The 23,927-nt window shown below is 60.5% G+C and carries 28 protein-coding genes; 13 read left to right on the plus strand and 15 right to left on the minus strand.

Features of this window, described 5'->3' with window-relative positions; all coding sequences use genetic code 11:
- Positions 1 to 95: 95 nt before the first annotated feature.
- On the minus strand, positions 96 to 533 hold the full coding sequence (locus tag ACJ8J5_RS15840; protein ID WP_004939694.1) for a PACE efflux transporter: 438 nt from the start codon (positions 531 to 533) through the stop codon (positions 96 to 98).
- A 112-nt stretch (positions 534 to 645) separates the two neighbouring features.
- On the opposite strand from ACJ8J5_RS15840, the gene ACJ8J5_RS15845 reads away from it, so the two are divergent.
- The gene (locus ACJ8J5_RS15845; protein ID WP_025301946.1) at positions 646 to 1,539 is read left to right on the plus strand and encodes a LysR family transcriptional regulator; all 894 of its coding nucleotides are present in this window, start codon (positions 646 to 648) and stop codon (positions 1,537 to 1,539) included.
- A gap of 16 nt (positions 1,540 to 1,555) precedes the next feature.
- On the opposite strand, the gene ACJ8J5_RS15850 is transcribed toward ACJ8J5_RS15845, so the two are convergent.
- A complete protein-coding gene (locus tag ACJ8J5_RS15850) occupies positions 1,556 to 2,119 on the minus strand; it encodes a DedA family protein (protein ID WP_025301947.1) in 564 nt (187 codons plus the stop codon).
- A gap of 50 nt (positions 2,120 to 2,169) precedes the next feature.
- The gene (locus ACJ8J5_RS15855) at positions 2,170 to 2,847 is read right to left on the minus strand and encodes a DJ-1/PfpI family protein (RefSeq protein WP_025301948.1); all 678 of its coding nucleotides are present in this window, start codon (positions 2,845 to 2,847) and stop codon (positions 2,170 to 2,172) included.
- A 91-nt stretch (positions 2,848 to 2,938) separates the two neighbouring features.
- Between ACJ8J5_RS15855 and ACJ8J5_RS15860 the strand changes: the two genes are divergently transcribed.
- The 3 genes from ACJ8J5_RS15860 (at position 2,939) to pbpG (ending at position 6,112) form a co-directional block, all read left to right on the plus strand.
- Entirely contained in the window at positions 2,939 to 3,883 is a 945-nt protein-coding gene (locus ACJ8J5_RS15860; RefSeq protein ID WP_197835376.1) for a GlxA family transcriptional regulator, read from the plus strand.
- Between the two features lie 44 nt (positions 3,884 to 3,927).
- A complete protein-coding gene (locus ACJ8J5_RS15865) occupies positions 3,928 to 5,031 on the plus strand; it encodes an adenosylhomocysteinase (protein ID WP_025301950.1) in 1,104 nt (367 codons plus the stop codon).
- 151 nt (positions 5,032 to 5,182) lie between these two features.
- On the plus strand, positions 5,183 to 6,112 hold the full coding sequence (gene pbpG / locus ACJ8J5_RS15870; protein WP_025301951.1) for a D-alanyl-D-alanine endopeptidase: 930 nt from the start codon (positions 5,183 to 5,185) through the stop codon (positions 6,110 to 6,112).
- Between the two features lie 34 nt (positions 6,113 to 6,146).
- Here pbpG and ACJ8J5_RS15875 read toward each other — a convergent pair whose 3' ends face one another.
- The gene (locus ACJ8J5_RS15875) at positions 6,147 to 6,602 is read right to left on the minus strand and encodes a GNAT family N-acetyltransferase (RefSeq protein WP_025301952.1); all 456 of its coding nucleotides are present in this window, start codon (positions 6,600 to 6,602) and stop codon (positions 6,147 to 6,149) included.
- A gap of 76 nt (positions 6,603 to 6,678) precedes the next feature.
- On the opposite strand from ACJ8J5_RS15875, the gene ACJ8J5_RS15880 reads away from it, so the two are divergent.
- The 5 genes from ACJ8J5_RS15880 to ACJ8J5_RS15900 all read left to right on the plus strand — a co-directional run bounded on the left by ACJ8J5_RS15880 (position 6,679) and on the right by ACJ8J5_RS15900 (position 11,268).
- Positions 6,679 to 7,083, plus strand: coding sequence for a VOC family protein (locus ACJ8J5_RS15880; RefSeq protein WP_049203833.1), 405 nt, complete (start codon positions 6,679 to 6,681; stop codon positions 7,081 to 7,083).
- Between the two features lie 118 nt (positions 7,084 to 7,201).
- Complete coding sequence (locus ACJ8J5_RS15885) at positions 7,202 to 8,107, plus strand: alpha/beta fold hydrolase (RefSeq protein ID WP_238476078.1); 906 nt, start codon at positions 7,202 to 7,204, stop codon at positions 8,105 to 8,107.
- A gap of 184 nt (positions 8,108 to 8,291) precedes the next feature.
- Entirely contained in the window at positions 8,292 to 9,296 is a 1,005-nt protein-coding gene (locus ACJ8J5_RS15890) for a TauD/TfdA family dioxygenase (protein ID WP_025301958.1), read from the plus strand.
- A gap of 11 nt (positions 9,297 to 9,307) precedes the next feature.
- Positions 9,308 to 10,225 (plus strand): AEC family transporter, encoded by a 918-nt coding sequence (locus ACJ8J5_RS15895; RefSeq protein WP_025301959.1) that lies wholly within the window; start codon positions 9,308 to 9,310, stop codon positions 10,223 to 10,225.
- A 122-nt stretch (positions 10,226 to 10,347) separates the two neighbouring features.
- Positions 10,348 to 11,268, plus strand: a complete 921-nt coding sequence (locus ACJ8J5_RS15900; RefSeq protein WP_147822935.1) for a DUF808 domain-containing protein — start codon at positions 10,348 to 10,350, stop codon at positions 11,266 to 11,268.
- A gap of 42 nt (positions 11,269 to 11,310) precedes the next feature.
- On the opposite strand, the gene ACJ8J5_RS15905 is transcribed toward ACJ8J5_RS15900, so the two are convergent.
- The 8 genes from ACJ8J5_RS15905 to ACJ8J5_RS15940 all read right to left on the minus strand — a co-directional run bounded on the left by ACJ8J5_RS15905 (position 11,311) and on the right by ACJ8J5_RS15940 (position 16,918).
- A complete protein-coding gene (locus ACJ8J5_RS15905) occupies positions 11,311 to 11,394 on the minus strand; it encodes a membrane protein (RefSeq protein WP_016928643.1) in 84 nt (27 codons plus the stop codon).
- 103 nt (positions 11,395 to 11,497) lie between these two features.
- Positions 11,498 to 12,037, minus strand: coding sequence for a GNAT family N-acetyltransferase (locus ACJ8J5_RS15910; RefSeq protein WP_025301961.1), 540 nt, complete (start codon positions 12,035 to 12,037; stop codon positions 11,498 to 11,500).
- 112 nt (positions 12,038 to 12,149) lie between these two features.
- Positions 12,150 to 13,175 (minus strand): MerR family transcriptional regulator, encoded by a 1,026-nt coding sequence (locus ACJ8J5_RS15915; protein ID WP_025301962.1) that lies wholly within the window; start codon positions 13,173 to 13,175, stop codon positions 12,150 to 12,152.
- Between the two features lie 233 nt (positions 13,176 to 13,408).
- The gene (locus ACJ8J5_RS15920; RefSeq protein ID WP_173889656.1) at positions 13,409 to 13,858 is read right to left on the minus strand and encodes a type II toxin-antitoxin system PemK/MazF family toxin; all 450 of its coding nucleotides are present in this window, start codon (positions 13,856 to 13,858) and stop codon (positions 13,409 to 13,411) included.
- 152 nt (positions 13,859 to 14,010) lie between these two features.
- Complete coding sequence (locus tag ACJ8J5_RS15925) at positions 14,011 to 14,823, minus strand: MetQ/NlpA family lipoprotein (RefSeq protein WP_049295209.1); 813 nt, start codon at positions 14,821 to 14,823, stop codon at positions 14,011 to 14,013.
- Positions 14,824 to 14,952: 129 nt separating this feature from the next.
- On the minus strand, positions 14,953 to 15,804 hold the full coding sequence (locus ACJ8J5_RS15930) for a DUF1460 domain-containing protein (RefSeq protein WP_043136781.1): 852 nt from the start codon (positions 15,802 to 15,804) through the stop codon (positions 14,953 to 14,955).
- A 104-nt stretch (positions 15,805 to 15,908) separates the two neighbouring features.
- A complete protein-coding gene (locus ACJ8J5_RS15935) occupies positions 15,909 to 16,451 on the minus strand; it encodes a GNAT family N-acetyltransferase (protein WP_414104890.1) in 543 nt (180 codons plus the stop codon).
- The gene (locus ACJ8J5_RS15940) at positions 16,451 to 16,918 is read right to left on the minus strand and encodes an acyltransferase (protein WP_025301966.1); all 468 of its coding nucleotides are present in this window, start codon (positions 16,916 to 16,918) and stop codon (positions 16,451 to 16,453) included. The genes ACJ8J5_RS15935 and ACJ8J5_RS15940 overlap by 1 nt, the downstream gene beginning before the upstream one ends.
- Positions 16,919 to 17,123: 205 nt before the next feature.
- Here ACJ8J5_RS15940 and ACJ8J5_RS15945 point away from each other — a divergent pair, with 205 nt between their 5' ends.
- Positions 17,124 to 17,714 carry a Yip1 family protein gene (locus ACJ8J5_RS15945; RefSeq protein WP_019453944.1) on the plus strand — a complete coding sequence of 197 codons (591 nt, stop codon included), beginning with the start codon at positions 17,124 to 17,126 and terminating at the stop codon, positions 17,712 to 17,714.
- Positions 17,715 to 17,768: 54 nt separating this feature from the next.
- Here the strand turns inward: ACJ8J5_RS15945 and ACJ8J5_RS15950 are convergent, their stop codons facing one another.
- Positions 17,769 to 18,620 (minus strand): DMT family transporter, encoded by an 852-nt coding sequence (locus ACJ8J5_RS15950; protein ID WP_197835383.1) that lies wholly within the window; start codon positions 18,618 to 18,620, stop codon positions 17,769 to 17,771.
- A gap of 598 nt (positions 18,621 to 19,218) precedes the next feature.
- Between ACJ8J5_RS15950 and ACJ8J5_RS15955 the strand changes: the two genes are divergently transcribed.
- Genes ACJ8J5_RS15955 through ACJ8J5_RS15965 form a run of 3 tightly spaced genes read left to right on the plus strand, consistent with a single transcriptional unit; the run spans position 19,219 to position 21,912 of the window.
- The gene (locus ACJ8J5_RS15955; RefSeq protein ID WP_049203840.1) at positions 19,219 to 19,935 is read left to right on the plus strand and encodes an ABC transporter ATP-binding protein; all 717 of its coding nucleotides are present in this window, start codon (positions 19,219 to 19,221) and stop codon (positions 19,933 to 19,935) included.
- A 16-nt stretch (positions 19,936 to 19,951) separates the two neighbouring features.
- A complete protein-coding gene (locus ACJ8J5_RS15960; RefSeq protein ID WP_197811149.1) occupies positions 19,952 to 20,908 on the plus strand; it encodes an ABC transporter substrate-binding protein in 957 nt (318 codons plus the stop codon).
- On the plus strand, positions 20,905 to 21,912 hold the full coding sequence (locus tag ACJ8J5_RS15965) for a FecCD family ABC transporter permease (protein ID WP_060432641.1): 1,008 nt from the start codon (positions 20,905 to 20,907) through the stop codon (positions 21,910 to 21,912). The genes ACJ8J5_RS15960 and ACJ8J5_RS15965 overlap by 4 nt, the downstream gene beginning before the upstream one ends.
- A gap of 13 nt (positions 21,913 to 21,925) precedes the next feature.
- On the opposite strand, the gene ACJ8J5_RS15970 is transcribed toward ACJ8J5_RS15965, so the two are convergent.
- Positions 21,926 to 23,449: a flavodoxin domain-containing protein gene (locus tag ACJ8J5_RS15970; protein ID WP_414104889.1), complete on the minus strand. Its 1,524-nt coding sequence runs from the start codon at positions 23,447 to 23,449 to the stop codon at positions 21,926 to 21,928.
- 5 nt (positions 23,450 to 23,454) lie between these two features.
- Positions 23,455 to 23,880 (minus strand): PAS domain-containing protein, encoded by a 426-nt coding sequence (locus tag ACJ8J5_RS15975; protein ID WP_023447580.1) that lies wholly within the window; start codon positions 23,878 to 23,880, stop codon positions 23,455 to 23,457.
- Between the last annotated feature and the right edge of the window lie 47 nt (positions 23,881 to 23,927).

Genomic DNA, 23,927 nt, shown 5'->3' on the forward strand with positions numbered 1-23,927 from the left:
GTTATTTTGCGTGAGGGGGGAAGGCGGGCGGAAAATAAAGCGATGGCGCCTGCGCGGCAATGAGCGTGCGCAGGCGAATCGGACGAGGAGCAGGCTTAGGCGGATTCACCGGCCGGCAGAGCCGAAGCCGGCAGGCCGAACAGCTTGTCGAACGCCCAGTTAAACAGGAAGGTGTAGCAAGGAATGATGACGATCAGCGCCATATCCAGCAGCAGCGCCTGCCACAGCGTGATGCCCATCCACCAGGCGATCAGCGGGATCAGATACACCACCAGCGTCAGCTGAAAGCCGACGGCGTGCAAAATGCGGCGTTTGAGCGTGCGGGTGCGCGACACCTGGCGGCTTTCCCACCACTCGAATAAATAGTTGTAAATAAAGTTCCAGCTTACCGCGATGGTGGTGATCACCACCGCCAGCGGCCCGGTGCTGCTTGGCGCATGGCCCGACAGCAGCGCCAGCCCCAGCGCCGAGATCGCCATGCCGATGATTTCATAAGCGGTGACATACACCAGTTTGCGTTTGACGCCTTGCATCGTTTTCTCCCGATCTGTTTTTAGTTGCCTCTGTGGCGACGGCGGCTAAGATAACGTCAATCACATTGATAGAAAAAGTCAGGAGCTGTCAGTTTTTCTGACAGGTTGAGCGATGAATTTTTCCAGCGACAACATCGAACTGTTTTTGGCGGTGCTCGACCGCGGCTCATTTTCCGCCGCCGCCCGCGCGTTGCGGCGCGTACCGTCTGCGGTCAGCATGGGCATCGCCAACATGGAGGCGGAGCTCGGTTTCGCCTTGTTCGACCGTTCTCACCGCGAACCGACGCCGACCGCGCTGGCGTTGGCCCTGGCGCCGCACGCCCGCCTGATCGCCGGGCAGCTCAAGCAGCTGCAGGTGCACGCCATCGAGCTATCCCAGGGGCTGGAGAGCCGGCTTTCGATCGGCGTGGCGTCGGATATTAACGGCGCCGGCCTGCTGGCGGCGGTGAAAACGCTGTCGCAGCGTTATCCGCTGCTGAACATTGAAGTGCTCAGCGCGCCGCAGGACGACGTGCTGCACATGCTGCATCAGGAGCGCATCGGCGTTTGTCTGGCGTTCGGCGGGCTGAACGTCAACAGCGCGGAACAGTTTCACTTCGTCGGCGCGGAATCGCTGGTGGCGATGCTGTCGCCGCAGCATCCGGCGCTGGACGGCGCGGCGGGTGAGCTGTTTCTCGAAGATCTGGTCAACGTGCGGCAGATCATGGTGGCCAGCCGCGATCTGCCGATCGGCGATCTGCGTCCGCAGGTGGCGGAGGCGTATTGGCGCACCGACAGCCTACCGATGGCGCTGAACATGGTGGAGGCGGGGCTGGGGTGGGGAAATTTCCCGCTGTCGCTGGCCGAGCCGCTGCTGGCGCAGGGGCGGCTGGTGCGGCTGAAATTCAAAAATACCAAGAACGAACTGCGCTTGCCGATGCATTTGATCTGGCTGAAGAACCGCCCGTTGGACAAGGCGGCGCGCGAGTTGGTCGAGCTGATGCGCACGGCGCCGCAGGAAAGCTGACGCCCGCTGCGTTTGCTTACTCCGGGTGGCGTTTACGCCACCAGAAACGCACCAGCAGGATGGCGGCGATCGCCAGCGCGACAAACAGCAGGCCGGAGAGTTTTTTGTCGAAGCCGGTAACGAAGCGTTCGATCGCCTGGCCACCAAAATAACCGAGCATGACGAAGATCGTCGCCCATAAAATAGCGCCGAGGATATTGAGCGGTACGAAGCGCGACGGCGGCAGGCGGCTGGCGCCGATCAGCACCGGGCCGATGATGCGGAAACCGTACATAAAGCGCACCCCGATAACGAACAGCATCGGGTGGCGAGCGATCAGCCTTCTGGCGCGCGCGATGCGCTTTTCCTGTCCCTTGAGCCGCGAGATGACGCGGCCTTCAAACCGGCGGCCGGCGAAGTACAGCAACTGGTCTCCCATCATGCCGCCCAGCGCCACCACCGCGATCACCCACGGCCAGTGCAGCAGCCCTTCGTGGGCGGCGATGCCGCCCAGCAGCGTGATGGTCTCCCCTTCCGCCAGGCAGCCGATAAACAACGCCCAGTAACCGTAGTCCGTAATGTAGTGGGCCAAATCGGTCATTCCTTACTCCTTATGTGGCTGACGCATAAGGGCAAGTATACGCCCGATCGCTAGCCTTGGGCGATTTGGGCCACCAACGCTCTGCGCCGCGCCAGGCTTTCCGCCATTTGTGCCTGTACCTTGGCGTAAATGTGCGGCGGGGCCAGTTCCGGCGTGCCGCCCTCGAACGGCGGGGCCGGGGCGTATTCCAGATAAAGTTGGATCGTCTGAGCGGTGTCTTCGCCGTGCAGTTCGGCGATCAGCGCCAGCGCGAAATCGATGCCGGCGGTGACGCCGCCGCCGCTGATTACGTTGCCGTCGCGTTCTACGCGAGCAGCGCTGGGTATGGCGCCGAACAGCTTCAGGCTATCGCGCATAGACCAGTGGCAGGCGGCGCGTTTACCCAGCAATAACCCGGCGGCGGCTAGGATCAGCGAACCGGTACACACCGAGGTCAGGTAGCGAGCATCGGTGCCCAGCCGACGGATTTGCCGCATGAATGCTTCATCCTGTAATGCCTGGGTGCAGCCGCTGCCGCCCGGCACGCACAGCACGTCGCAGCGCGCGATCTCCGGCAGCGGGCGCAACTGAGTGAAGTGCAAGCCTTCCGATTCGACATCCGCGCCGTCTACCGAAGCGACGATGATTTCCGCGCCCGGCATGCGGCGCAGAAACTGCAGCGGGCCGGTGAAGTCGAGTTGGGTGACGCCTTGATAGATGGGAAATACAATCACGAGTGGTTCAGACATGACATTCGCCTCATTTTTATCGTTGGACCTGGGCCATAATAGCCGCCCTGTTTTTGGCTGATATGACAGATAACCCTCAAAAAGCGCCATCATGAAAACGATCGGTTTTGTGGTCTTTCCCGGTTTCAACCTGCTGGACTTTGCCGGCCCGCTGGCGGCGTTCGATAATGTCAACCAGTTTACCGATCCGCCGGCCTACCGCTGCGTGGCGATTTCGCCGCAGGGTGGCATGGTCGCCAGCTCGGCCGGGGTGGAGATCGCCACGCAGCCATGCGGCGACGAGCGTTTCGATACGCTGGTGGTGGCTGGCGGCAGCGGCAACGTGATGGCGGCGCAGTCACCGGCGCTGACGGGGTTCCTGACAATCCACAGCCGGCGTGCGCGGCGCATCGCCAGCGTGTGCACCGGCGCGTTTATTCTGGCGGCCTGCGGCTTGCTGGACGGCAAGCGCGCCACCACCCACTGGTATCACGCGGCGCGGCTACAGCAGAACTACCCGCGCATTCGCGTCGACAGCAACCGCATTTTCATTCGCGATGGCGATATCTGGACCTCGGCCGGCATCAGTGCCGGCATCGATCTGGCGTTGGCGCTGATCGAAGACGATCTGGGCGCCACCCTGGCGGCGGCCGTGGCGCGGCAGCTGGTGGTCTACCACCGACGCCCCGGCGGGCAGTCGCAGTACTCGCTGCTGCTGGCGCTGAATCCGTCGTCGGATCGCATGCGTGCAGCGCTGTCGTTCGCGCGCGAACATTTGCACTTGCCGCTGTCGGTAGCGGATCTGGCTGACGCCGCCTGCCTGAGCGAGCGTCAGTTCGGCCGACTGTTCCGCGCCGAAACCGGGCAGACGCCGGCCAAGGTGATCGAGCAGCTGCGGGTAGAGGCGGCCAGGGTACGCGTCGAAGAGAGCGCCGAGCCGCTGGAGGCGATCGCCCGTTCGGTGGGGTTCAGCGATCCAGAACGCATGAGACGGGCGTTTATCCGCGTCTTTGGCCTGTCGCCGCAGGCGATCCGCCGGCTCGGCCGCGCGGGATAATTTTTTGCCACGCCTGGCGGCGGGGCACATCAGAGGAGCAACGGATGTATCAGGACTTTGAGAGCGAATTGAGCTGGGCGACGCGTCATATGCCGCGCACCCGGGCGGCGATGGCGGCGTTGCCGGACCTGCACGGGGTGCGGCTGGCGTGCAACATGCACCTGGATTTGAAAATGGCGCCGCTGGTGGCCGGCCTGCTGGACAAGGGTGCGGCGATCTTCCTGACCACCTGCAATCCCACCACGGTGCAGGACGATGTGGTGGCCTGGCTGGAACGGCGGGGCGCGCAGGCCTATGCCTGGCGTGACATGAGCGCCGGCGAATGGTCGGAATCTTTCGACCGCGCGCTGGCCTGGCGGCCGACCCACCTGTGCGAAATGGGGGCGGATCTGACCACCCGTCTGCACCAGTCGCCGGGTGGCCCGCAGATCGTCGCCGGGCTGGAGGCCACCGGCTCGGGCATCAGCCGGTTGAACGGCGTGGCGCCGCGCTATCCGATCTTCAACTGGGACGATCTGCCGGTGAAAGAAGGGCTGCACAATCGGCATATGGTTGGGCTGACCGCCTGGCATACCTTCTTCCAGACCACCCATTTGACGCTGCACGAGAAGCGTGTGCTGGTGATCGGTTACGGCCTGGTCGGGCAGGGGACGGCAGCGGCGGCCAGGGCCTACGGTGGCCAGGTGATGGTGGCGGAAATCGATCCGGCGCGCGCGCTGCAGGCGCGTTATGACGGCTGGCAGGTGGTGGATCTGGCGAGCGCGATCGCGCAGGCGGACGTGATCGCCACCGCGACCGGCGCGAAAAACGTGCTCTCGGCGCAGCATCTGCAACAGGCGCAGGACGGCGTGTTTATCCTCAACGTCGGCCACGTGGCGGAAGAGATCGACGTCGGCTTCCTCAAGGGCTTGCCGCACCACGAGCCGATGCCTTATGTGAACGCTTACCAACTGAATGAAAAGACGGTCTATTTGCTGGCCAATGGCTCGATGTTCAACCTGACCGCCGGCTATGGCGACAGCCTCAACGCCTTCGACGTGACGCTGGCGGTGATGGCGGCCGGCATCGGCCATATCGTCGGCGCCGGGGCGCGGCAAACGCCGGGGCTGTACCTGCTGCCTCAGTCGGCCTGGCAGCCGGCGCTGTAACTTTTTCTACGCGGGCGTTCATCCCAGAGCGCCCGCGGGCTGCGTCGTTTTTCGGCCGACAGAATTTGTCACAAATCCGCCATACAATCCCAGTGCCAAGCGCTGAACCCTCACATATAATTCGCTGAGTTCAAGCCCCCATTTCAGAGTAATGCCTGTGAAAATACGTGTTTTGGTTCTGACCCTGCTCGCTTTGCAGGCGGGCGCAGGCTTTGCGCCGCGCGCGCTGGCCAGCGACAACGCCGCCGCCGTACACGCCACCCAGCCGGAGCTGGCCTCCGGCAGCGCGATGGTTGTCGATATGCAAACCCATAAGGTGATGTACGCGCGCAACCCGGATGAAGTGGTGCCGATCGCCTCGATCACCAAGCTGATGACCGCCATGGTCACGCTGGACGCGCACCTGCCGCTCGACGAGATGCTGTCAGTGGACATCCACCAGACGCCGGAGATGAAAGGGGTGTATTCGCGGGTACGGCTGAACAGCGAAATCAGCCGCAAGGACATGCTGCTGCTCGCGCTGATGTCGTCGGAAAACCGCGCGGCCGCCAGCCTGGCGCACCACTATCCGGGGGGCTACAACGCCTTCATCAAAGCGATGAACGCCAAGGCCAGGGCGCTCGGCATGACCAATACCCATTATGTGGAACCGACCGGGCTCTCTATTCATAACGTGTCGACGGCGCGCGATCTGACCAAGCTGCTGATCGCCACCAAACAATACCCGTTGATCGGCCAGCTCAGCACCACCACCGAGCGCATGGCCAGCTTCAAAGACCCGAACTACACGCTGCCGTTCCGCAACACCAACCACCTGGTGTACAACCCGAAATGGAACATCCAGCTGACCAAGACCGGCTTCACCAACCAGGCGGGCCACTGCCTGGCGATGCGCACCATGATCGGTAACCGCTCGGTGTCGCTGGTGGTGCTGGACGCCTTCGGCAAATATACCCACTTCGCCGACGCCAACCGGCTGCGCAGCTGGATCGAAACCGGCAAGGTGACGCCGATCCCGGCCGCCGCCCGCGACTATCGTCGCCAAAAAGACGCCAGCTTGGCGAAAAACGCCACCGAATGACCCGCCTGGCGGCCTGCTCATTTGCAGCAGGCCGCTATCGGCCCTCGGGCCGCCTGATGACAAATCCCCGCTCGCGATCGCCGTCGAAACCTGCTTTGAGATAAAGCTGGTGCGCGCCGGTGCGTTGCTGCCCCGACAGCAGCATCACCTTGTAACAGCCCTTGCGCCAGGCCAGCTGCAGCGCGTATTCGATCATGGCGAGCGCCACGCCGTGGCCGCGGTAGGGCTCCGCCGTCACCACGTGTTCGATGACGCCGAACGGCTGCGCCTGGTGCGCCAGCCCCGGGATCAGCGCCAGCATGCAGGTGGCGATCGGGTGATCTTCTTTCGCCGCCACCACCAGACGGATCGCCGGATCGTCCAACAGGCGTTGCAGGGTTCGGCGCGCATCGTCGGCGCGCAGCGGCGCGTCCTGCGGGCGCAGCTCGCGATACAAGGCTAACAGGCCGTTGAGATCGTCCGGCTGCGCCAGGCGATGAATGATGCTCATGGTTGCTCCTTTCCGCCGCTTCAACGGTAATCCGCTATCCTCCATTAATACCACAACGTTTGCCGGAGGGGATGTTATGAGTCAGGTTTCGACCTTTGTCATGTTCCAGGGAGAGGCGCAGCGGGCGATCGATCTCTACAGCCAGGTGTTCGAGCGTTTTCGGCTCATGCAGGTACAGCATTACGACCCGACGCCGGACGGCCGGCGATTGATCAAGCATGCTGCCATCGATTTCGATCGGCAGAACCTGGTGTTTATCGACAGCCCGATCAGCCATGACTTTAGCTTTACCCCGGCGGTGTCGCTGTTCATCAACCTGCCTAACGAAGAAGCGTTGGAGCGGGCGTTCCACCGGCTGGCGGAGGGCGGCAAGGTGCTGATGCCGCTCGATGACTACGGCTTCAGCGCCCGTTTCGGCTGGCTCAACGATCGTTTCGGCCTTTCCTGGCAGCTCAATGTGCCGGCGGGCGATCTGCCCTGACGCTAAGGGAGAATGTGCAAAAGAATGGTAATTACTGCTGTTATTTCATATTGTTATCACCATTTTGGCGAGGAGCTTTGCCGTAGGAAATACCGACAACATCATGGAAAGGTGCGCTTTGATTGATTTTGACCGCTATGTTGAGCAAGCGAAGTCTTACGGCGAGTGGCCGGGCGGGCATGTGGAGATGTCGTCCGGTCGCGTTGAGGGATTGAGCTATCGCCTGTATCGGCAAACTGCCGCGAGTGCAGACGTGATGGTGGTGTATCACGGCGGCGGGGTTAACAGCGCTGCCGGGTATGACGTCCTTGCGCGCCAGCTGGCCGCCGAGCCGACGCTCGCGGTGTGTCTGGTCGATATTCGCGGACATGGCGATTCCAGGGGAGAGCGGGGGACGGTTGAGCGGCCTGAGCGTATTTGGCGCGATGTCGATATCATCCTGGCAGAAATGCGCTGCCGGTTTCCGCTGGCGCGCAGACACCTGCTTGGCCATTCGAGCGGCGCCGGCATGTTGCTCAACTACTTGACCCGTTACCCTGGCGAACAGCAGGCGGACAGCCTGATCATGCTGGCGCCCGAGCTGGGTCCATTTTCCGGGATGGCCCGCGATCTGGCGGCGGAGGCCCGTTTTGCTCAGGTGCGACAATGGCCGTTTGTCGCCAATGCGCTCAGCGGCGGGCGCTGGTTTGGGCAATCCCGGGCGGTCAGCCTGAATTTTCCCCCGGCTGTGCTGGCCGCCGCCCCCGATTTTGTCTGCCAATACAGCGTCAATATGGCTAACGCGTTGACGCCACGCATCCCGGCCAAGCAACTGGCGGCGCTGCGATTGCCGACCTTGCTGCTGGCGGCAGCGCAGGACGAGTTGTTCAATGCGCAAGCGATGCAGCGCTTCGTCGAACAGCATGGCAGTGCGCATGTTGCCTTTGGCTTGCTTGAGGGCAGTACGCATTTATCGTGCGTTTTTGAGGCCCACGGTCATGTCCTGCGCTATCTCGCGGGCGTATTCGCTATCGCATCCGATTGAGACGTATGCGCGTAGCTGTTTGTTTATTAATCACTTCTTCTCCACCGCTAACTGGACGGAGGAGTGGTGATTAAGATCACGAAATTAGTTAATAAATCTTTATGGATTTGATTGCATAATGTTAACATCCTGCCGCTTTCATTAGGCTTGCTAATGATATTCTTATTGTCAAGGAATGCTCAGGATGGATTACCAAAACGTCTTTCAATTGACGGATCAGGAAAGAAACGAGTTATTTTCGGCATTAGATAAAATTGCTTACGATCCCGCCGGCGGTGATGCGTATATTCACGCTATACGTTCGGCCATGATCACCCACTTACCCCACAGATTAAGCGCTGCATTAAGCCAGCAAAAGGCGTCAATCAAACCACGGCCTTATCTTATTTTAAAAAATGTGCCGGTGGATAAAGAAGTGTTCTTTTCCCCTTGTCCGAACCAATATACGCCTTCGGCCAAATCAGGGAATATCAGTGAAAACCTGTTGGTCGGCATCTCTTCGCTAATTGGTGAACCCTATTCGATGTATTTCGAAGGGAAAGAACTGATTAATAATCTGATCCCCAAACGCGAAGCCAAAAAAGAATATACCGGTCTGGGGTTCGATGTTGAATTGGATTTCCATATTGAAAATGCGGCCCTGAAACACCTGGAGCAGTTCAACGTCTCGCCGATGGGGTTGCTGTTAGCCGGCGTGCGCCGCGATCCGCACAGCCCGATGACGCGTATCTCCGATTCGCGTTTGGCTATCGCTCAACTGAGCCGCGAGGACGTCGAAACGCTGGCCAGCCCGCTGTACAGCATCAAGCTGCCATACCGTTGGCGCCAGTCCACGCAGGCCGGGCGCGAAGAAACCGCGCTGGTGCCGCTTATTTCACAAAACCATGTTCTGCCGGATGTGAGCGCCGTTTTCTATCCCGGCATGATTGCCGCCAGCACGCCGCGAGCGGAAGCCGCGCTGGAGCGTTTCTACGGGCTGGTGAAAGAAAATGCCATCGGCATCGATATTTGCCCGGGCGATTTGGTGTATATCGATAACCGTTTTGCGCTGCATTCACGCGATAAATTCACGCCATCTTTCGATGAAAGAGATACGCCGTTGCGCTGGGTACAACGCGTCTTCATTTCGGCAAGCTTGTGGAATCACCGCAACCTCAATCAGGTTGAAGAGCGCATTTTCTCGATTTAAGGTTATTATTCATGCTGAACGTTTTTCTTTCTATATTACCGATTTTTTTGTTAATCGTGCTGGGCTATTTGTCAAAACTCTATGTTAAAGACGTTGCCGTATTTTGGGGCTTTTCAGACAAATTCGTTTATTACCTGTTTTTTCCGGCGCTGTTGATATTGGATATCAGCGAGGCGGATTTTAGCGGCGCGGACAGCTTTTATCCCGTTGTGGCGACCATAGTTTCCACGCTGGCCATCGCGTTGATTATTTTCGTTGGCAAACTGTTTTTCAATACGTCGGCCGATCTGTTTACCTCCATTTTTCAGGGCGGAGTCAGATATAACTCTTATGTATTCATCGCGCTGTCGCAATCGCTGTTCGGCAGCGAGGGGGTGGCGCTGTCCGGTTTCTTCGTGGCCTATATGATCATTCTGACCAACATCATGAGCGTGTTGGTGATGAACCATTACGGCACCGGCAGCAAGAAAAGCCTGAGCGGCGCGCTGCTGGCGCTGACGAAAAACCCGCTGATCATCGGCGCGTTGTTCGGGGTGCTGATGAACCTGTGCAACCTGCACATCACCGGCGCGCTTAAACAGCTGTTCGTTTATCTCTCCAACGCCGCCACGCCGCTGAGCCTGATGTCGGTCGGCGCAGGGTTGATCGTCAGCATGCATATTCGCAAGCTGGTTTCCATCTCTTATGCGACCGTGCTGAAACTGGTGGCCATGCCGCTGATTACCATTGCGCTGGTGCACTATTTCGGCGCCACCGGCGTGCCGGCCAGCATCGCCATTCTCTACTCCGCCGTGCCTTGTGCCGGCAACGCCTATATTCTGGCGCGGCAAATGGGGGGCGATCATGAAGCGATGGCCTCCATCATCACCTGGACGACGCTGCTGTCGGTGATTACCGTCACCTTCATCCTGGGCAGCGTAGCGCTTTAACGCCGGCGCCGGGCGGCAATCGCCCGCCCGGCATTTTCCGAGATCCTCCCATATCCTTTCATGATGTTTTACCGCTATGCTAAACATAGAATGGCCCGTGAATATGAAAAGGATGAATCATTTTGGCAGGAAGTAGCTTACTTACCCTCATCGACGACATTGCCTCGTTGCTGGACGATGTCTCGTTAATGAGCAAGATGGCGGCGAAAAAAACCGCCGGGGTGCTGGGGGACGATCTGGCGCTCAACGCGCAGCAGGTCACCGGCGTTAAAGCCGACCGCGAGCTGCCGGTGGTGTGGAGCGTCGCCAAAGGCTCACTGATCAACAAGGCGATCCTGGTGCCGCTGGCGCTGCTGATCAGCGCCTTCGCGCCCTGGGCGATTACGCCGCTGCTGATGGTGGGCGGCGCCTATCTGTGTTACGAAGGGTTCGAAAAGGTGTTTCACAGCCTGAGCCACGGCAAGGCGGCGCAGGAGGAAAAATCGGACGGGCCCGGCGCCAATGAGGACGCCGCGGCTTATGAGAAGCGCAAGGTGAAGGGGGCAATACGCACCGACTTCGTGCTGTCCGCCGAGATTATCGCCATTACCTTGGGCACCGTCGCCGGCGCCACCTTTAGCCAGCAGGTGATCGTCTTGTGCGGCATCGCCGTTGTGATGACGCTCGGCGTGTACGGCATCGTCGCCGGCATCGTTCGGCTGGACGATCTGGGGCTGTATCTGAGCCGCAAACGCAGCGCAGTGGCGCGCTCCCTCGGCGGCGGCATCGTGCGCGCCGCGCCTTATCTGATGAAAACGCTGTCGATCGTCGGCACTGTTGCCATGTTTATGGTCGGCGGCGGCATCCTGACCCACGGCCTGCCGCCGGTGCATCACCTGTTCGAAGACTGGGCCTCGTACACCACCGTGGTGCCGACGTTTGGCCATCTTTTGCAGGGTGTGGTTCCGGCACTGCTGAACGTGGCATTCGGGCTGGTGGCCGGCGGCGTGGTGCTGGCGGTGGTGTCGGCGCTGGGCGCGGTACGCACGCGTTTCAAGGCATGATGAAAAGTCTCGCCCCGGAAGGGGCGGGACGTATGAGACGGATTAAAAGATCAGTTTGAGAACGCCGGTAATCGTCAACAAACCCACGATGAAGATGATGGCGACAATCCACAGAATAATTTTCATTCACTTCTCCCTTACCGGTTAGATGGCGTGCGCGATTGGCGCTAACTCAATGAAATCCCTCTTCACTATAGACGCTAACTTCCTATCGTGCGTCGCCATGCATTCAAGGATGCCGATTGTCGCCGTCACCCAGCGCGCGCTGCATAATCTGCGTGTCACGCCATTCCCCCAGTTTGAACCCCACGGCCTTTAACGTTCCGGCGCTGGTAAAGCCGAGCGACTGGTGTAGCGCCAGCGAGCCGTGGTTGGCGGCGGAATCGCCGACGATCGCCAGCATCTGGCGCCAGGGGCCTTGCTCGCAGCGGGCGATCAGCGCGCTCAGCAGCGCCTTGCCGACGCCTTTCCCCTGTTGCCCTTCGGCGATATACACCGAGTCTTCTACGGTAAAGCGATAGGCCGGCCGGGGGCGATATGGTGTGGCATAGCAGTAGCCCATAACACGGCCTTCGCTTTTCGCCACCAGCCAGGGCAACCCGGCTTCCCGCACCTTGCCTAGCCGCAGCTGCATTTCCGCCAAGGTCGGCGGCTGTTCTTCAAACGAGGCGGCACCGTACAGCACGTGGTGAGTGTAAATTTGCAGCACGGCGGCCATATCGTCCGGCGTGGCATCGAGGAGGCTGAGTACGGGAGCGGAGAGCGTCATGGTAATGCCTGTTTACCTTGGAAATCAGCGGATAAACGCCATTATGCGCGCCGCTCGCCGCCGGGATAAATCGGGTTTTCTTATGGTGAGATAAGAAAATCCTATGAGCTATTCAGCCGCGCATCAGCCGGGCCACGGCCTGGCGCAGATAGGCCAGCAACGGCGGAGTCAGCCAGGTGCCCTCGGTCAGCGAGGGTTCCCGTTCCATCGCTTCACGGATCTTCATCTGCGTCGCCGGGTTGGTGCCGGCATAGGATTGGAACAGCGCCAGCCAATCGGCCGCCAATCGCACCGCCTCCGGCGAATCGGCAGGTATGCCGTCGTTCATCGCTTGATGGAATTGAGCGATCAGAGCCGGCCACTCCTGCAGGCGGGTGAAATAGTGTTGACGCACGTAGGCGTACTCTTCCACCGACAGGTATTTTTGATAGACAGCCAGCTTGGTTTCGGCAAAGGCGCGGGTGATGTAGTCCGTCATCGTCGGTGTAATTCCGGTCTGTTCGCGCATCGACGGTTCGTCGGCGTGCATGGCGTTCAGCCGGGTGAGAAAGGCCGGGTTGCCGGCGGTGTCGCGTTCCAGCATCAGCATCCAGCGGCGTGCCATCGCCTGAGCCTGTGGCGCCTGAGGTTCGATGCCTTCCGCCATCAGTTGTCCCACGCTGCTCACCAATGCAGCCCATTCCTGATTGCGGGTGGGATCAGCTTGGTAGAATGGTAGTTGCATCAGCTCATCGGCGGTAAAGTATTTATCGTACATGGTCATTAACTCCAACGTAGTCAGCCAGTCGTTCAGTTCTGGTTCGTGCCCGGCGGAAAGTTGGGCATGCATGTGCTGCAGCCGGCCGCGCAATGCGGCGATCTGTGCCAACTGCTGCTCCAACATGGCGATCTGCTGCTCAATCACCGCCGGAAGCGCTGGCCCTGAACGCGCGAGAATTGCCCCGACTTCCGCCAGCGAAACGCCCATCCGGCGCAGCGCTTGGATGTGATGCAAGCGGGTGATGTCAGCCCGGTTGTATAAACGATAACCGGCGTCGGAACGCGCAGAAGGGACCAGCAAACCAATGCTGTCATAGTGATGCAGTGTGCGAACGGTAATGCCGGAACGGCGCGCCAGTTCGCCGACTTTCAATAACATATGTAGCTCCTCCCTTGTGCGTGCCGGGATACTAAAGCCTGACGCCACGTAAGGGTCAAGAGCGGGAAGAAAAGGTGACGTTTTAAAAATCGGTAGGCGCCAGAGAGGCAAAAGCCCAGCTGGATGGCTGGGCTTCGCAGGTCCCTGAAAGGGAGGGTATAGCATAAGGGCCTTTATCGGCTACGGCGACAATTTCACCTGATTTGTCTGTTTTGTCAACAACAGCGTACTGGTCAGAACAGCATATTTATGGCATTGATCGACTTAATGACGGCGCGTTGTATGTCAGCAACAAGCTCGCGCGACAGACACTGGGTAAGAAAGCCTCTCTCTTTACGGGCTCTGTTCAGCCGTTGGCGGCTGACTTGCTGCACCAGATCGCCCTTTGCCCAGCGCGTTTGCGGATGAAAGAATCTCATATCTTCGATGAGTTCACGCGTAATTTCGATGTGCAATCCCCGTTCGATCTTGTTCGAATCTCTGGTGGTCGACAGCGGTACGATAATGCAGGCGTTGCCGTTAATTTTGCCGTTTAACACAACAACTAAACGGTTCTTCACCATTTCTGGTGGAATGTGGCCATCATAAAAGCCGGCTTCATGCGGTTGGCAGACTGATAGGGGATAGTTGCCATAGTTGCACTCGAGAATTTCCCCGACCTTGGGGGCAAATTTGATCGGCATCGATACACTGCTTTGTTGTGAACAATCCGTGTTATGGAGGAATGAGCATGCGGGCGTTTTGCTTTTAGAGAAAGGTGTGGCGTAAGGAAACGGGGAATGAAAGTGAAATATTGCGGATTCGTGCGCAGAATCCGCCTTGATGGTGGCCGAATTTACCAGCCTTTCACCGCGCCGCCGTTGAAGATTTTCTCGGCGGCTTTGGCGACTTCGTCCGACTCATAGGCCTTGATGAAGTTCTGTACGTTTGGCGCGTCCTTGTTGTCTTCGCGGGTGACGATGATGTTGGTGTACGGTGAGTCCTTATCCTCGATGAAGATGCCGTTTTTGGTCGGCGACAGGCCGGTCTGGTTGATGTAGGTGGTGCTGATGACGGCGACGGTGACTTTCGGATCGTCTAACACGTGCGGCAGCTGCGCACCTTCCAGCTCCATGATCTGGTAATGATGCGGGTTGGCGCTGATATCCAGCGCGGTGGGCAGCAACCCTTTGCCAGGCTTCAGGCTAATCAGCCCGGTTTTTTCCAGCAGCAGCAGGGCGCGCCCCAGGTTGGTCGGATCGAGCGGGATGGCGATCACCGCGCCGTCCGGCAGCTCTTTCAGCGATTTTATCTTTTTGGAGTAGCCGGCCATCGGGAACACGAAGGTATTGCCGACCGCCACCAGCTTATAGCCGTGATCTTTGTTTTGCTGTTCGAGGAACGGGCGGTGCTGAAACACGTTGGCGTCCAGTTCGCCTTTGTCGGTGGCGTCGTTCGGCAGCAGCGAACCGCTGAAGCCGACCAGCTCGACCTCCAGCCCGTATTTCTCTTTCGCCACCTGCCTGGCGACTTCCGCCACGTCCTGTTCCGCGCCGTTGATGACGCCGACTTTGATATGGTTTTGGTCGGTTTTTTGATCGCAGCCCTGAAGCGCCAATACGGCGGCGAAGGCCGCCGCCAGAGGGGTGATACGCCAGCGTAAGGTCATCGAAGTCTCCCTGAAAAAAACAATAAAATCAGTTGGTTTTTGTCCTTACAGCTAAGCCTGAACCGCCGGTGAAGTCAAACGCTCGTTCAGCATAAACGGCTATAGCTTATAGCCGTTATGCGGCGGTGATTATCGGCTGAGCGAACGCAGCACCACGATGCCTGGCGTAGCCATCACGTAATCCATAAAGGGTGAGTCGACGACCTGCATGTTGGCCTTGCGCGAGGAGGCGTTGCGCAGCACCGGGCCATGGTCGGTCATCACGAAGATGCCGGTGTGGGTCACGTCCAGCCCGGCGAGGTTGGTGTAAATACCGATGTAGTCGCCGGTGCGCAGCTGGGCCAGCACCTTGTCGTCGACGTTGTCGCTGGGAATGTAGGTGACGCTGCGCTGCACGTTGGGCAAGCCGGGCAGGTAGCTGCTGCCGTCCGCCTTTTGATTGAGGTTTTTCACGAGGGTGACGGCGTGCGGGCTGAGCTGGGCGGTGATGTCTTCGGCCACTTTTTTCGGCCGCTGCGCCCAGTCGGTGAAGAAGTGTTTGCGCTGCGGGAAGGCGATGTTGCCGTCGACGTAGCGAATGTCTACCAGGCGCTGAACGAACTCGGCTTCGCTGCGGGCGGTGCTGAGCGCTTCCACATAATCGATGTAGGTGAAGCAATCCAGTCCGCGGAAGTCGATCACCAGCTGCTCGGGCGTGTTCTGCGAACCGATCAGACGGTTGGCGAGATACGGCGTGCCGAGAAACTCGCGCGAAATCAAATCGACGGTGCGGCCATGCGGCTGCGCGGCGGGCCAACCGGCGCGCAGCGCGAGGATCTCACGCAGCTTGCTGCGGGTGCTGGCGTCCATCTCCGGCTGCACGCCCGGCGGCGAAACGGTGACGTCGGTCGGCGGCGTCGCGGGGGAGACGGCGGTGGAGCGTTCGGCGCATCCGCTCATAGCGATAGCTAACATCAGTAAAACAGCCTTGTTCTTGTTCATACGGCCCTCCATGGGTGTCGCTGGCTTATCAGAGTAAGTGATAACAGTTCTCATCCGATGGTAGGGGTTAAAAAGTAAACATCACCTCAATGGCAATCGATAAATCAGTAACCGATTTCGCTATTGAACGGCAAATACCAGAACAGCGCGGTTTCGTGATCGGCGATCTCCGGTTCGGCGCGGTACAGCAAACGGTCGATGCCGCCGAGGATAAACCCGTAATGCTGGTAACAGCGGCAGGCCGCCAGATTGTTGTTCTGCGTTTCGAGCATCATACCTGAGGTTTCCTGCTGCCGCGCCCACCGTTTGGCGCAGTCCAGCAGTGCCCCGGCGATGCCCTGACGGCGCGCATGAGCGCTGACGGCGATCTCGTCGATCAGGGTGTAACCGTTCCAGTTTTTGCTCAGCGTGATATGGCCAACGGCGTCGTTCTGACGATACGCCAGGAAGGTCACGCTGTCTTCGTTGGCGAACGGCGCCAAGGGATAGCGTTTGCGAAATGGCGCCACCGGGCGGGTTGGCCAGCTGTCGACCGGGCTGTCGAACTGCGGCAGGGCGTAACAGGCGATGGTGAAGCTGAAATCGCCGCGCGTCAGATAATCGTCGGGCAGCGCCTCAATGGCCGCGATGCGGATGGCCGGGTTCATTACGGCAGCTCCCGCAGCAGACGCGCCGGGTTGCCGGCGTAGATCCCCTTGCGGGTGATGTCGCGGGTCACCACCGCCCCGGCGCCGATCACCGCGTCGTTGCAGATCTCTACCGCCAGGATCGTGGCGCCGGAGCCGATGGACACCCGATCGCCGATGCGCGTGCGCCCCCAACTGGCCGGATCGGCGTTGGGCGCGCCCTCTTTGAACAGATCGTTGGCGAAGGTGACGCCGTGGCCGACAAAGCACGCTTCGCCGAGGGTGACGTATTCGCAGATAAAGCTGTGCGACTGAATTTTACTGCGTGCGCCGATGCTGACGTGGCGCTGGATCTCGACGAACGGGCCGACGAAGACATCGTCGCCGAGCCGGCAGCCGTAAAGATTGCAGGGCTCGACAACGGTAACGTTGCGCCCGGCGTCGACGTCGACGATCCCCGCCTGACGGGTGGTGATTACGGATGACATGACCTTCCTCGCAGCCTGGTTTTTATGGTGGGAGTATAAGACAAAGCGCTGCGGCGTTGCGCTTTCCGCACGTTTTTTCGCCGAAAGACTATAATTAGTACAGGGGAGAGAGCCCCGTGGCCGCAATCCTCGCACGGGTAGCAGTCCGTCGGAGGTGTGAAATTCGTTCGCCGATCGCGGCCTACGGCGAGATAGGAGGTGTCTCATGGTCAGTCATGTTTGGGGACTTCTGGCGCATCCCAGCGCCGAGTTCGAACAGATCAAAAGCGAGAATGAAAGCGTCTCGCACCTATACACCCATCACGTGTTGCTCTTGGCAGCCATCCCGGTGGTCTGCGCCTTTATCGGCACCACCCAGTTGGGCTGGCTCTCCGGCGAGGGACATGCCATCAGGCTCGACATGTTTACCGCGTTTTATACCGCCGTGGCGTTCTACCTGCTGATGCTGGCGGGCGTAGCGGCCATGGGGAAAGTCATTCACTGGATGGCGCGGCGTTATGAATCGCGCCCCAGCCTGCACCGCTGCATGGTGTTCGCCGGCTACGTGGCGACCCCGATGTTCCTCAGCGGGGTAGTGGCGCTCTATCCGGTCGTCTGGCTGTGTCTGTTTGTCGGCATTATCGGCCTGTGCTATTCGGGCTATCTGCTGAATCTGGGGATCCCGCACTTCCTGAATATCGACAGTAAGGAAGGGTTCATCTTCTCCAGCTCGACCTTCGCCATCGGCATTCTGTTGCTCGAGCTGCTGCTTGGGGTGACGGTGCTGCTGTGGGGGTACGGTTCCTGGTTGTTCTGAGTTAACGGCTGTTGTTGCCCCCGCGCCGGTGGAACGGCGCGGGGGCTTTTGCTTTTATGCGCGGCGGAAAACCAGCATCACGCCGAGCACGATGCCCGCCATGCCCAGCAGGCTCAGCGCGGCTAGCGCGTGGCCGAGCAGCAGGTAATCCAGCAGGGCGGTCACCGCCGGGATCAGGTAGAACAGGCTGGTGACCTGCACCAGGTTGCCGCGCTGGATCAGGCGATACAGCAAGAACGTCGCCAGCACCGAGATCACCACCGCCATCCACAGCAGCGGCAGCACGAACGCCGGCCGCCATTCGACCCGCAGCGGCTCAAACGGCAGTGCCAGCGTACACATCAATAATCCGACGGCATACTGCAGCGGCAAGACCGCCAGCGGCGGCTGCGTCATGCCTTTTTGCAGCAGGGTGCCGGCGGTCATGCAGCCCAGCGCGATAAAGGCGAACAGCATGCCGCTCAGCGAGAAGTGGGCCACCATCAGGCTTTGGTACACCACCAGCGTCAGCCCGACCATCGCCAGCGCCAGGCCGAGTGCCCGCAGCCCGGTGCAACGCCGCTCGGTGATGAACTGGGTGAGGAGCGGCTGTACGCCGAGCAGCGTCGCCAGCACGCCGGGCGTGATACCTTGTTCCAGCGCCAGCAGATAGCAGATTTGATAGCTGCCGATCATCAGCACGCCGATCAGCACGACGCGCCAGCGGGTGCCGGGGGCGGGGAGACACTGGCGCTGCCACAGGCCGATGACCAACAGCACCGCCAGCGCGATGGCGCAGCGGAAGAACAGAAAAGCGAAGGCGGAGGCGTGCTCCAACCCCCAACGGGAGAAGATCGCGCCGCTGCTCCAAAGCAGGACGAACAGCGTAGCCAGGCCGGCATTGGCCCAGAGAGAAGGGAATCGCATATCAATTTCACCTGTCGTGAAAATTACAGGCTCCGGCGCGCGCGGCGGTCTACGCCTGAACGCAACAGATCAATAAGCCGGAGGTAAAAGTCGGTGTGGCTTAGCGCACAACCACAATGCGTGGCGGGTAAGCGGCAACCGCTGAAACGACAGAGGAAACGGCGGGTGGGGCAGAGGAAGCACACAGCAAAACGACGGCCGGAACGGTCGCGTTTGTCGGATCTGTGCTGTGCGCCAACGGAGTCATAGGGGTTCCTGCAAACCGGAAATAAAACTAATCGCTTCAAACATAACCAAGTTCAGCGGGGCGTGCAATCGGAAATCACAACGATTCAAATGATAATGAAAATCATTATCATTAATTAAAAGGTGTGCTATGTTGCTTTTGCCGCGCAGTGTTGACGCAGGGGCGCGGCTTGCTCCCAGTCTCGCGGCACGCAGCGCGTGCGGCAAAAGAGGTTGCGATTCGCTTTTGCAGAAGGCGCGCAATCGTGGTAAAAATATTGATATGTTATAATATCACAATTTATGCATAATGAATTCAGTTCACGACATCCTCCGCGTTGATGGAGTTAGCCTGACCGGCCACGGCGGGGCATTGATACTCGACAACATCCATTTCGCGCTCCGTTCCAGTGAAAAGCTGGCGGTGATCGGCCCTAACGGCAGCGGCAAGTCCAGCCTGTTGCGCGCCCTGATCGGCGAAACGCGGCCGGACAGCGGCGGCATTTACTGGCGAGGGCGCGCCTTGTCCGAGTGGCCGGCGGCGGAACGCGCCAGAAGCATCGCCTTTCTGGCACAAAACGATCTGCCGGATTTGCGGCTGTCGGTTGAGGACTACGTGGCGTTGGGCCGTTTACCGCATGGCGAACGCTCTGCGACGGGAAAGCGCATTGTTGACGAGGCCATCGGGGAAACCGGGCTGGCGCCGCTCAGGCACCGCCCGTTGGGGCGGCTCTCGGGCGGTCAGCGTCAGCGTGCTGCACTGGCCCGGGCGTTGGCGCAGTCTCCCGATCTGTTGTTGCTGGATGAACCGACCAATCACCTTGATCCGCCCGGGCGCTCGGCGCTGCTGTCGTTAGTGAAAAATAAAGACATTGCCGTGATTGCAGTGCTGCACGATTTGCCCGTGGCAGAGGCGTTTGCCGATCGGATCCTGGTGCTCAACGAAAGCCGCCAGGTAGCCTGTGGTACGCCCGAGGCGGTGTTGCAGACCCCGGTGATTTTGCCGGTATTCGGCATGAACAGTTTCAAGGTGGCGCACCCCGTCAGCGGGAAAACGCTGCGTATTTTTGACGTTCCCCATTGCGCTTGATAAACCAGAGAGAAACATGAACACACGCGTATTCCCCCTGCTCCTGCTGCTGGCCGGCGGGGCGGCGGCGGCCGAAAAATTTCCCGTCACCGTAGAAAGCTGCGGTACGCCGGTCACCTTCAACCAGGCGCCGCAACGCGCCGTCATCAACGACATCAATATGGCCGAGATGGCCTTTGCGCTCCATTTGCAGGATCGCATTGTCGGGCTGACCGGCATCACCGGCTGGTACAAACTGACGCCCGACTTCAAGGCCGCGATGGGCGCCATTCCCGAACTGGCGCCGAAATACCCTGCTCTGGAAACGCTGCTGGCAGCGCAGCCGGACTTTTTCTTCGCCGGCTGGAATTACGGCATGAAGATAGGCGGCGACGTCACGCCGGAGAAGCTCGCCCCGTTCGGCATCAAAACGCTGGTGCTGAGCGAGAGCTGCGTACAGGCCGGCGGGCGGCCGCAGAAGGCCGATATGAACCTGCTGTATGACGATGAGCTGAAGCTCGGCAAGATTTTCGGCAAGCAGCAAGAGGCCACCGCGTTGGTTGCGGGCTGGCAGCGCCGGTTGGCTGCGCTTCCCGCCAGGCCGGCGGGCCAGCCTCCGCTCAAGGTGTTCGTCTATGACTCGGGGGAGGAGAAGCCTTTCACCAGCGGCAGATACGCTATGCCGACGGCGATCGTCGAAGCGGCGGGCGGCCGCAACGTGATGGACGATTTGCCGGCGAGCTGGACGACGGCGTCCTGGGAAGCGGTGGCGGCGGCCGAGCCCGACTTCATTATTCTGCTGGATTACCAGACCGGGTCGGGCGCCGATACGCTGCGGCGCTTCCTCGAGTCTCACCCGTTGATGAAATTGACCCCCGCCGTACGGCACCACCGTTATCTGAAACTGCAGTATGCGGAGCTGACGCCGGGGCCGGCCAACATCGGCGCGGTGGAAAAGCTGGCGCGGGCGCTGTACGCGCCGGAGGCTGAATGAATTCGCCGACCCGGCGGTTTATGCTGCTCGCACCGCTGGCGCTGTCAGTGTTGTGCGGGCTAATGATCTGGAGCCTGCAGCTGGGCAGCGTCGCGTTGTCATGGCGACAGGCGTTTGCGGCGTTAGGGCTCGGTTCGGCGCCGCTTTCCGGCATGCTGGACACCATCGTCGTGCAACTGCGGGTGCCCAGGGCCTTGTTAGCGGCGTTAACCGGCGCCGGGCTGGCGATGACCGGCGCGCTGCTGCAGACCACCACCCGCAATGAGCTGGCCGATCCTTTTTTGTTTGGGCTCTCCTCCGGCGCCTCCGCCGGCGCGGTGCTGGTCATCACGCGCTTTGGCGATGCGCTGGGCGCGCTGACGTTGCCGCTGTCCGCTTTCGCCGGCGGTATTTTGTCGGCGATGGCGGTGATGATCCTGTTTCGCGTCAGCCGGGTCAGGCGCGCCGAGCAGCTGATCGTCTGCGGGCTGGCGGTCTCGTTTTTGTTCAGCGCGCTCACCAGCTACCTGGTGTTTTCCGGCGATCAGCGGGCGGCCGGTTCGGTGTTGTTCTGGTCGCTGGGCGGGCTGGGGTTGGCGCGTTGGGATAATCTGTTCATTCCGCTGGCGAGTTTTGTGCTGCTGGCCGGGTTTACGGCGCTGCGTTGGCGGGCGCTGGATGCGCTGCTGGCGGGCGAGCAAACCGCCCATTCGATGGGGGTCAATGTGGCGCGCCTGCGCACCGAGACCTTTCTGTGCTGCGCATTGTCTACGGCGTTTCTCGTTTCGTTGACGGGCGTGATTGGGTTTGTCGGGCTGATGGTGCCTTATCTGGCCCGGCGCCTGGTGGGCGTGCGCCATCGCTTGTCCGTGCCGATGTGCGGCCTGCTGGGGGCGATGCTGCTGACCGGCGGCGACATGCTCAGCCGCAGCCTGATCCCCCATCAGGAGCTGCCCATCGGCATCATTACGGCGGGGCTGGGGGGCGCGTTCATCGTCTCCTTGCTGCTGCGCGCGGAGCGGTGAACGCCGCCCTGTCTCAATAGAGTTCCAGGTGCAGGCGCTGCTGCTCAATCAGCGTCTGCCACAGGTTTTCCGCCCCGCAGGCTTGCTCCAGCGCCGTCGCCACGGCATGTTCCAGATACTGACGATTGCCGCACAGGTAGACATGCGCGCCCCGCTGCAGCAGGCCGCTGACGACATCGGCGCGATCGTCGATGGCGTGTTGCACGTAATACTTGTCGGCGGCGTCGCGCGAGAATGCCGTGATGAGCCGTGTGAGTACGCCCGTCGCGTTCAGCGTGACCAACTCCTCGCCATACAGGAAGTCTTCATCGCGCCTTTTCTCACCGAAGATCAGGACGGTTTCACGCCGTTCGCCCTGGGCGGCCATTTCGCGCAGTAAGCCAATCAACGGTGCGATGCCGGTACCGGTACCGATAAGCAGCACCGGTAAGGCGGTGTCGCGCGGCAGGTAAAAGCCGGGGTTGGCGCGGCAGAAAAGGCGGAAAGGACCGGGATGCTTGAGCAGCCAGCCGGTTGCCGTGCCGCGCCGCGTGCGGCCGCCGCGTTCATAACGCACGTCGCGAACGCACAGATCGAGGCTCTCTTCCCGCGTTGCCGAAGCGATGGAGTAGGCGCGCGGTAGGCAAACGGGCAGTAGCGCCAACAGGTTCTCCAGCGTGATCGCGTGCGGCGGGCAAAAATCGTGCAGCACGTCCAGCAGATCGGCGCCGTACAGATAACTCTCCAGGGCTTTGCGCTGACGGATCTTCAGCAGGCCTTTGAGCTCTTCGCTGTCGGCCAACTGCGCCAGTTCGCGCAGCGTCGTTTTGCTGAGCTGGCGCAGCTCCCGGCGCCGTAGCGCGTCGACGGCCTCCGGCCTGCCGAGCCAGTCTGCCAGCCGGGACAATAATCCTTCGTCGTTCTCCGGCAACAGATAGACGGTATCTCCCGCCCGGTAAACGATGCCGCCGCCGGCGATATTCAGCCGCAGATGCCAGGCTTGCGGCGTGCGAGCGCTGAGCGGCCGTCGTTCGAGGAGGGCGGCGCTGAACGCATGGTCTTCACCGTAGGCGGTCACGCGCAGATGCAAGTCGCGACCCGCCTGGGCATCGCCGGCCAGCACCTTACCCAGCGTCGTCAGCCAGGTGGTGAAGAACGGTTCGAAGTTAACGTCGGCGTCGACGCGATTGACGATGGCGCGGGCGCCGTATTGCGTCAGGCGCGCATCCAGCGCCTGCGTGAAGCCGCAGAAATGCGGGTACGCGGTGTCGCCGAGACCAAAGATGGCGTAGCGCAACCGGAGGGGATCCGGCCATTGCGCCAGCGCGTCGGAAAAACGCTCGGCGTTGGCGGGCGGTTCGCCGTCGCCAAATGAGCTCGAGACGATCAACAGGGTGTCACGCTCGCCCACATCGGCGGGCTGGATGGCGTTGAGTTCTTTAACCATGGGGCGGTAGGGTTGCAGGCTGCTTTGCTCGCCCAGGCGCATCGCCAGCGCCCGGGCGTTGCCCGACTCCGAACCGTAACCAATCAGGATGCGTTCGATGAGGTCGGCCATAGCGGTTACTTGTCGTAGTGGTTGTCGAACTGTTCTTTGGCGAATTCCACCGATTCGAAGTCGGTCATCAGATCGTTGATCACGCGGCGGATGCTGATATAGGCCTCGATATTGCCCTGGGCGTCATACAGCGGCTGCACCGTGGTGTCGACCACGTACAGCACGCCGCCCTTGCCGACGTTCGGAATGATGCCGGTCCAGATACCGCCCGCCTTGATGGTGTCCCACATCGCTTTGTAAACGGCTTTCGGCACGGAAGGGTGGCGCACGATGCTGTGGGGCTGGCCCACCAGCTCTTCCCGGGAAAAGCCGGTCAGCTGACAGAACAGGTCATTGACGTAGGTGATGGTGCCCTGCAGATCGGTGGTGGAGATCACCATCACTTTATCGAGCGCGGCCAGCAGCTGGGCGGAATCGAGGGTTTGACTCATGGTAGGTTCCTTCTCATTAACTTCGCGGTGAATGCCACGGCGGATGT

Source organism: Serratia sp. CY43202 (genome assembly GCF_052168755.1).
In the GTDB taxonomy this organism is placed as follows: domain Bacteria; phylum Pseudomonadota; class Gammaproteobacteria; order Enterobacterales; family Enterobacteriaceae; genus Serratia; species Serratia bockelmannii.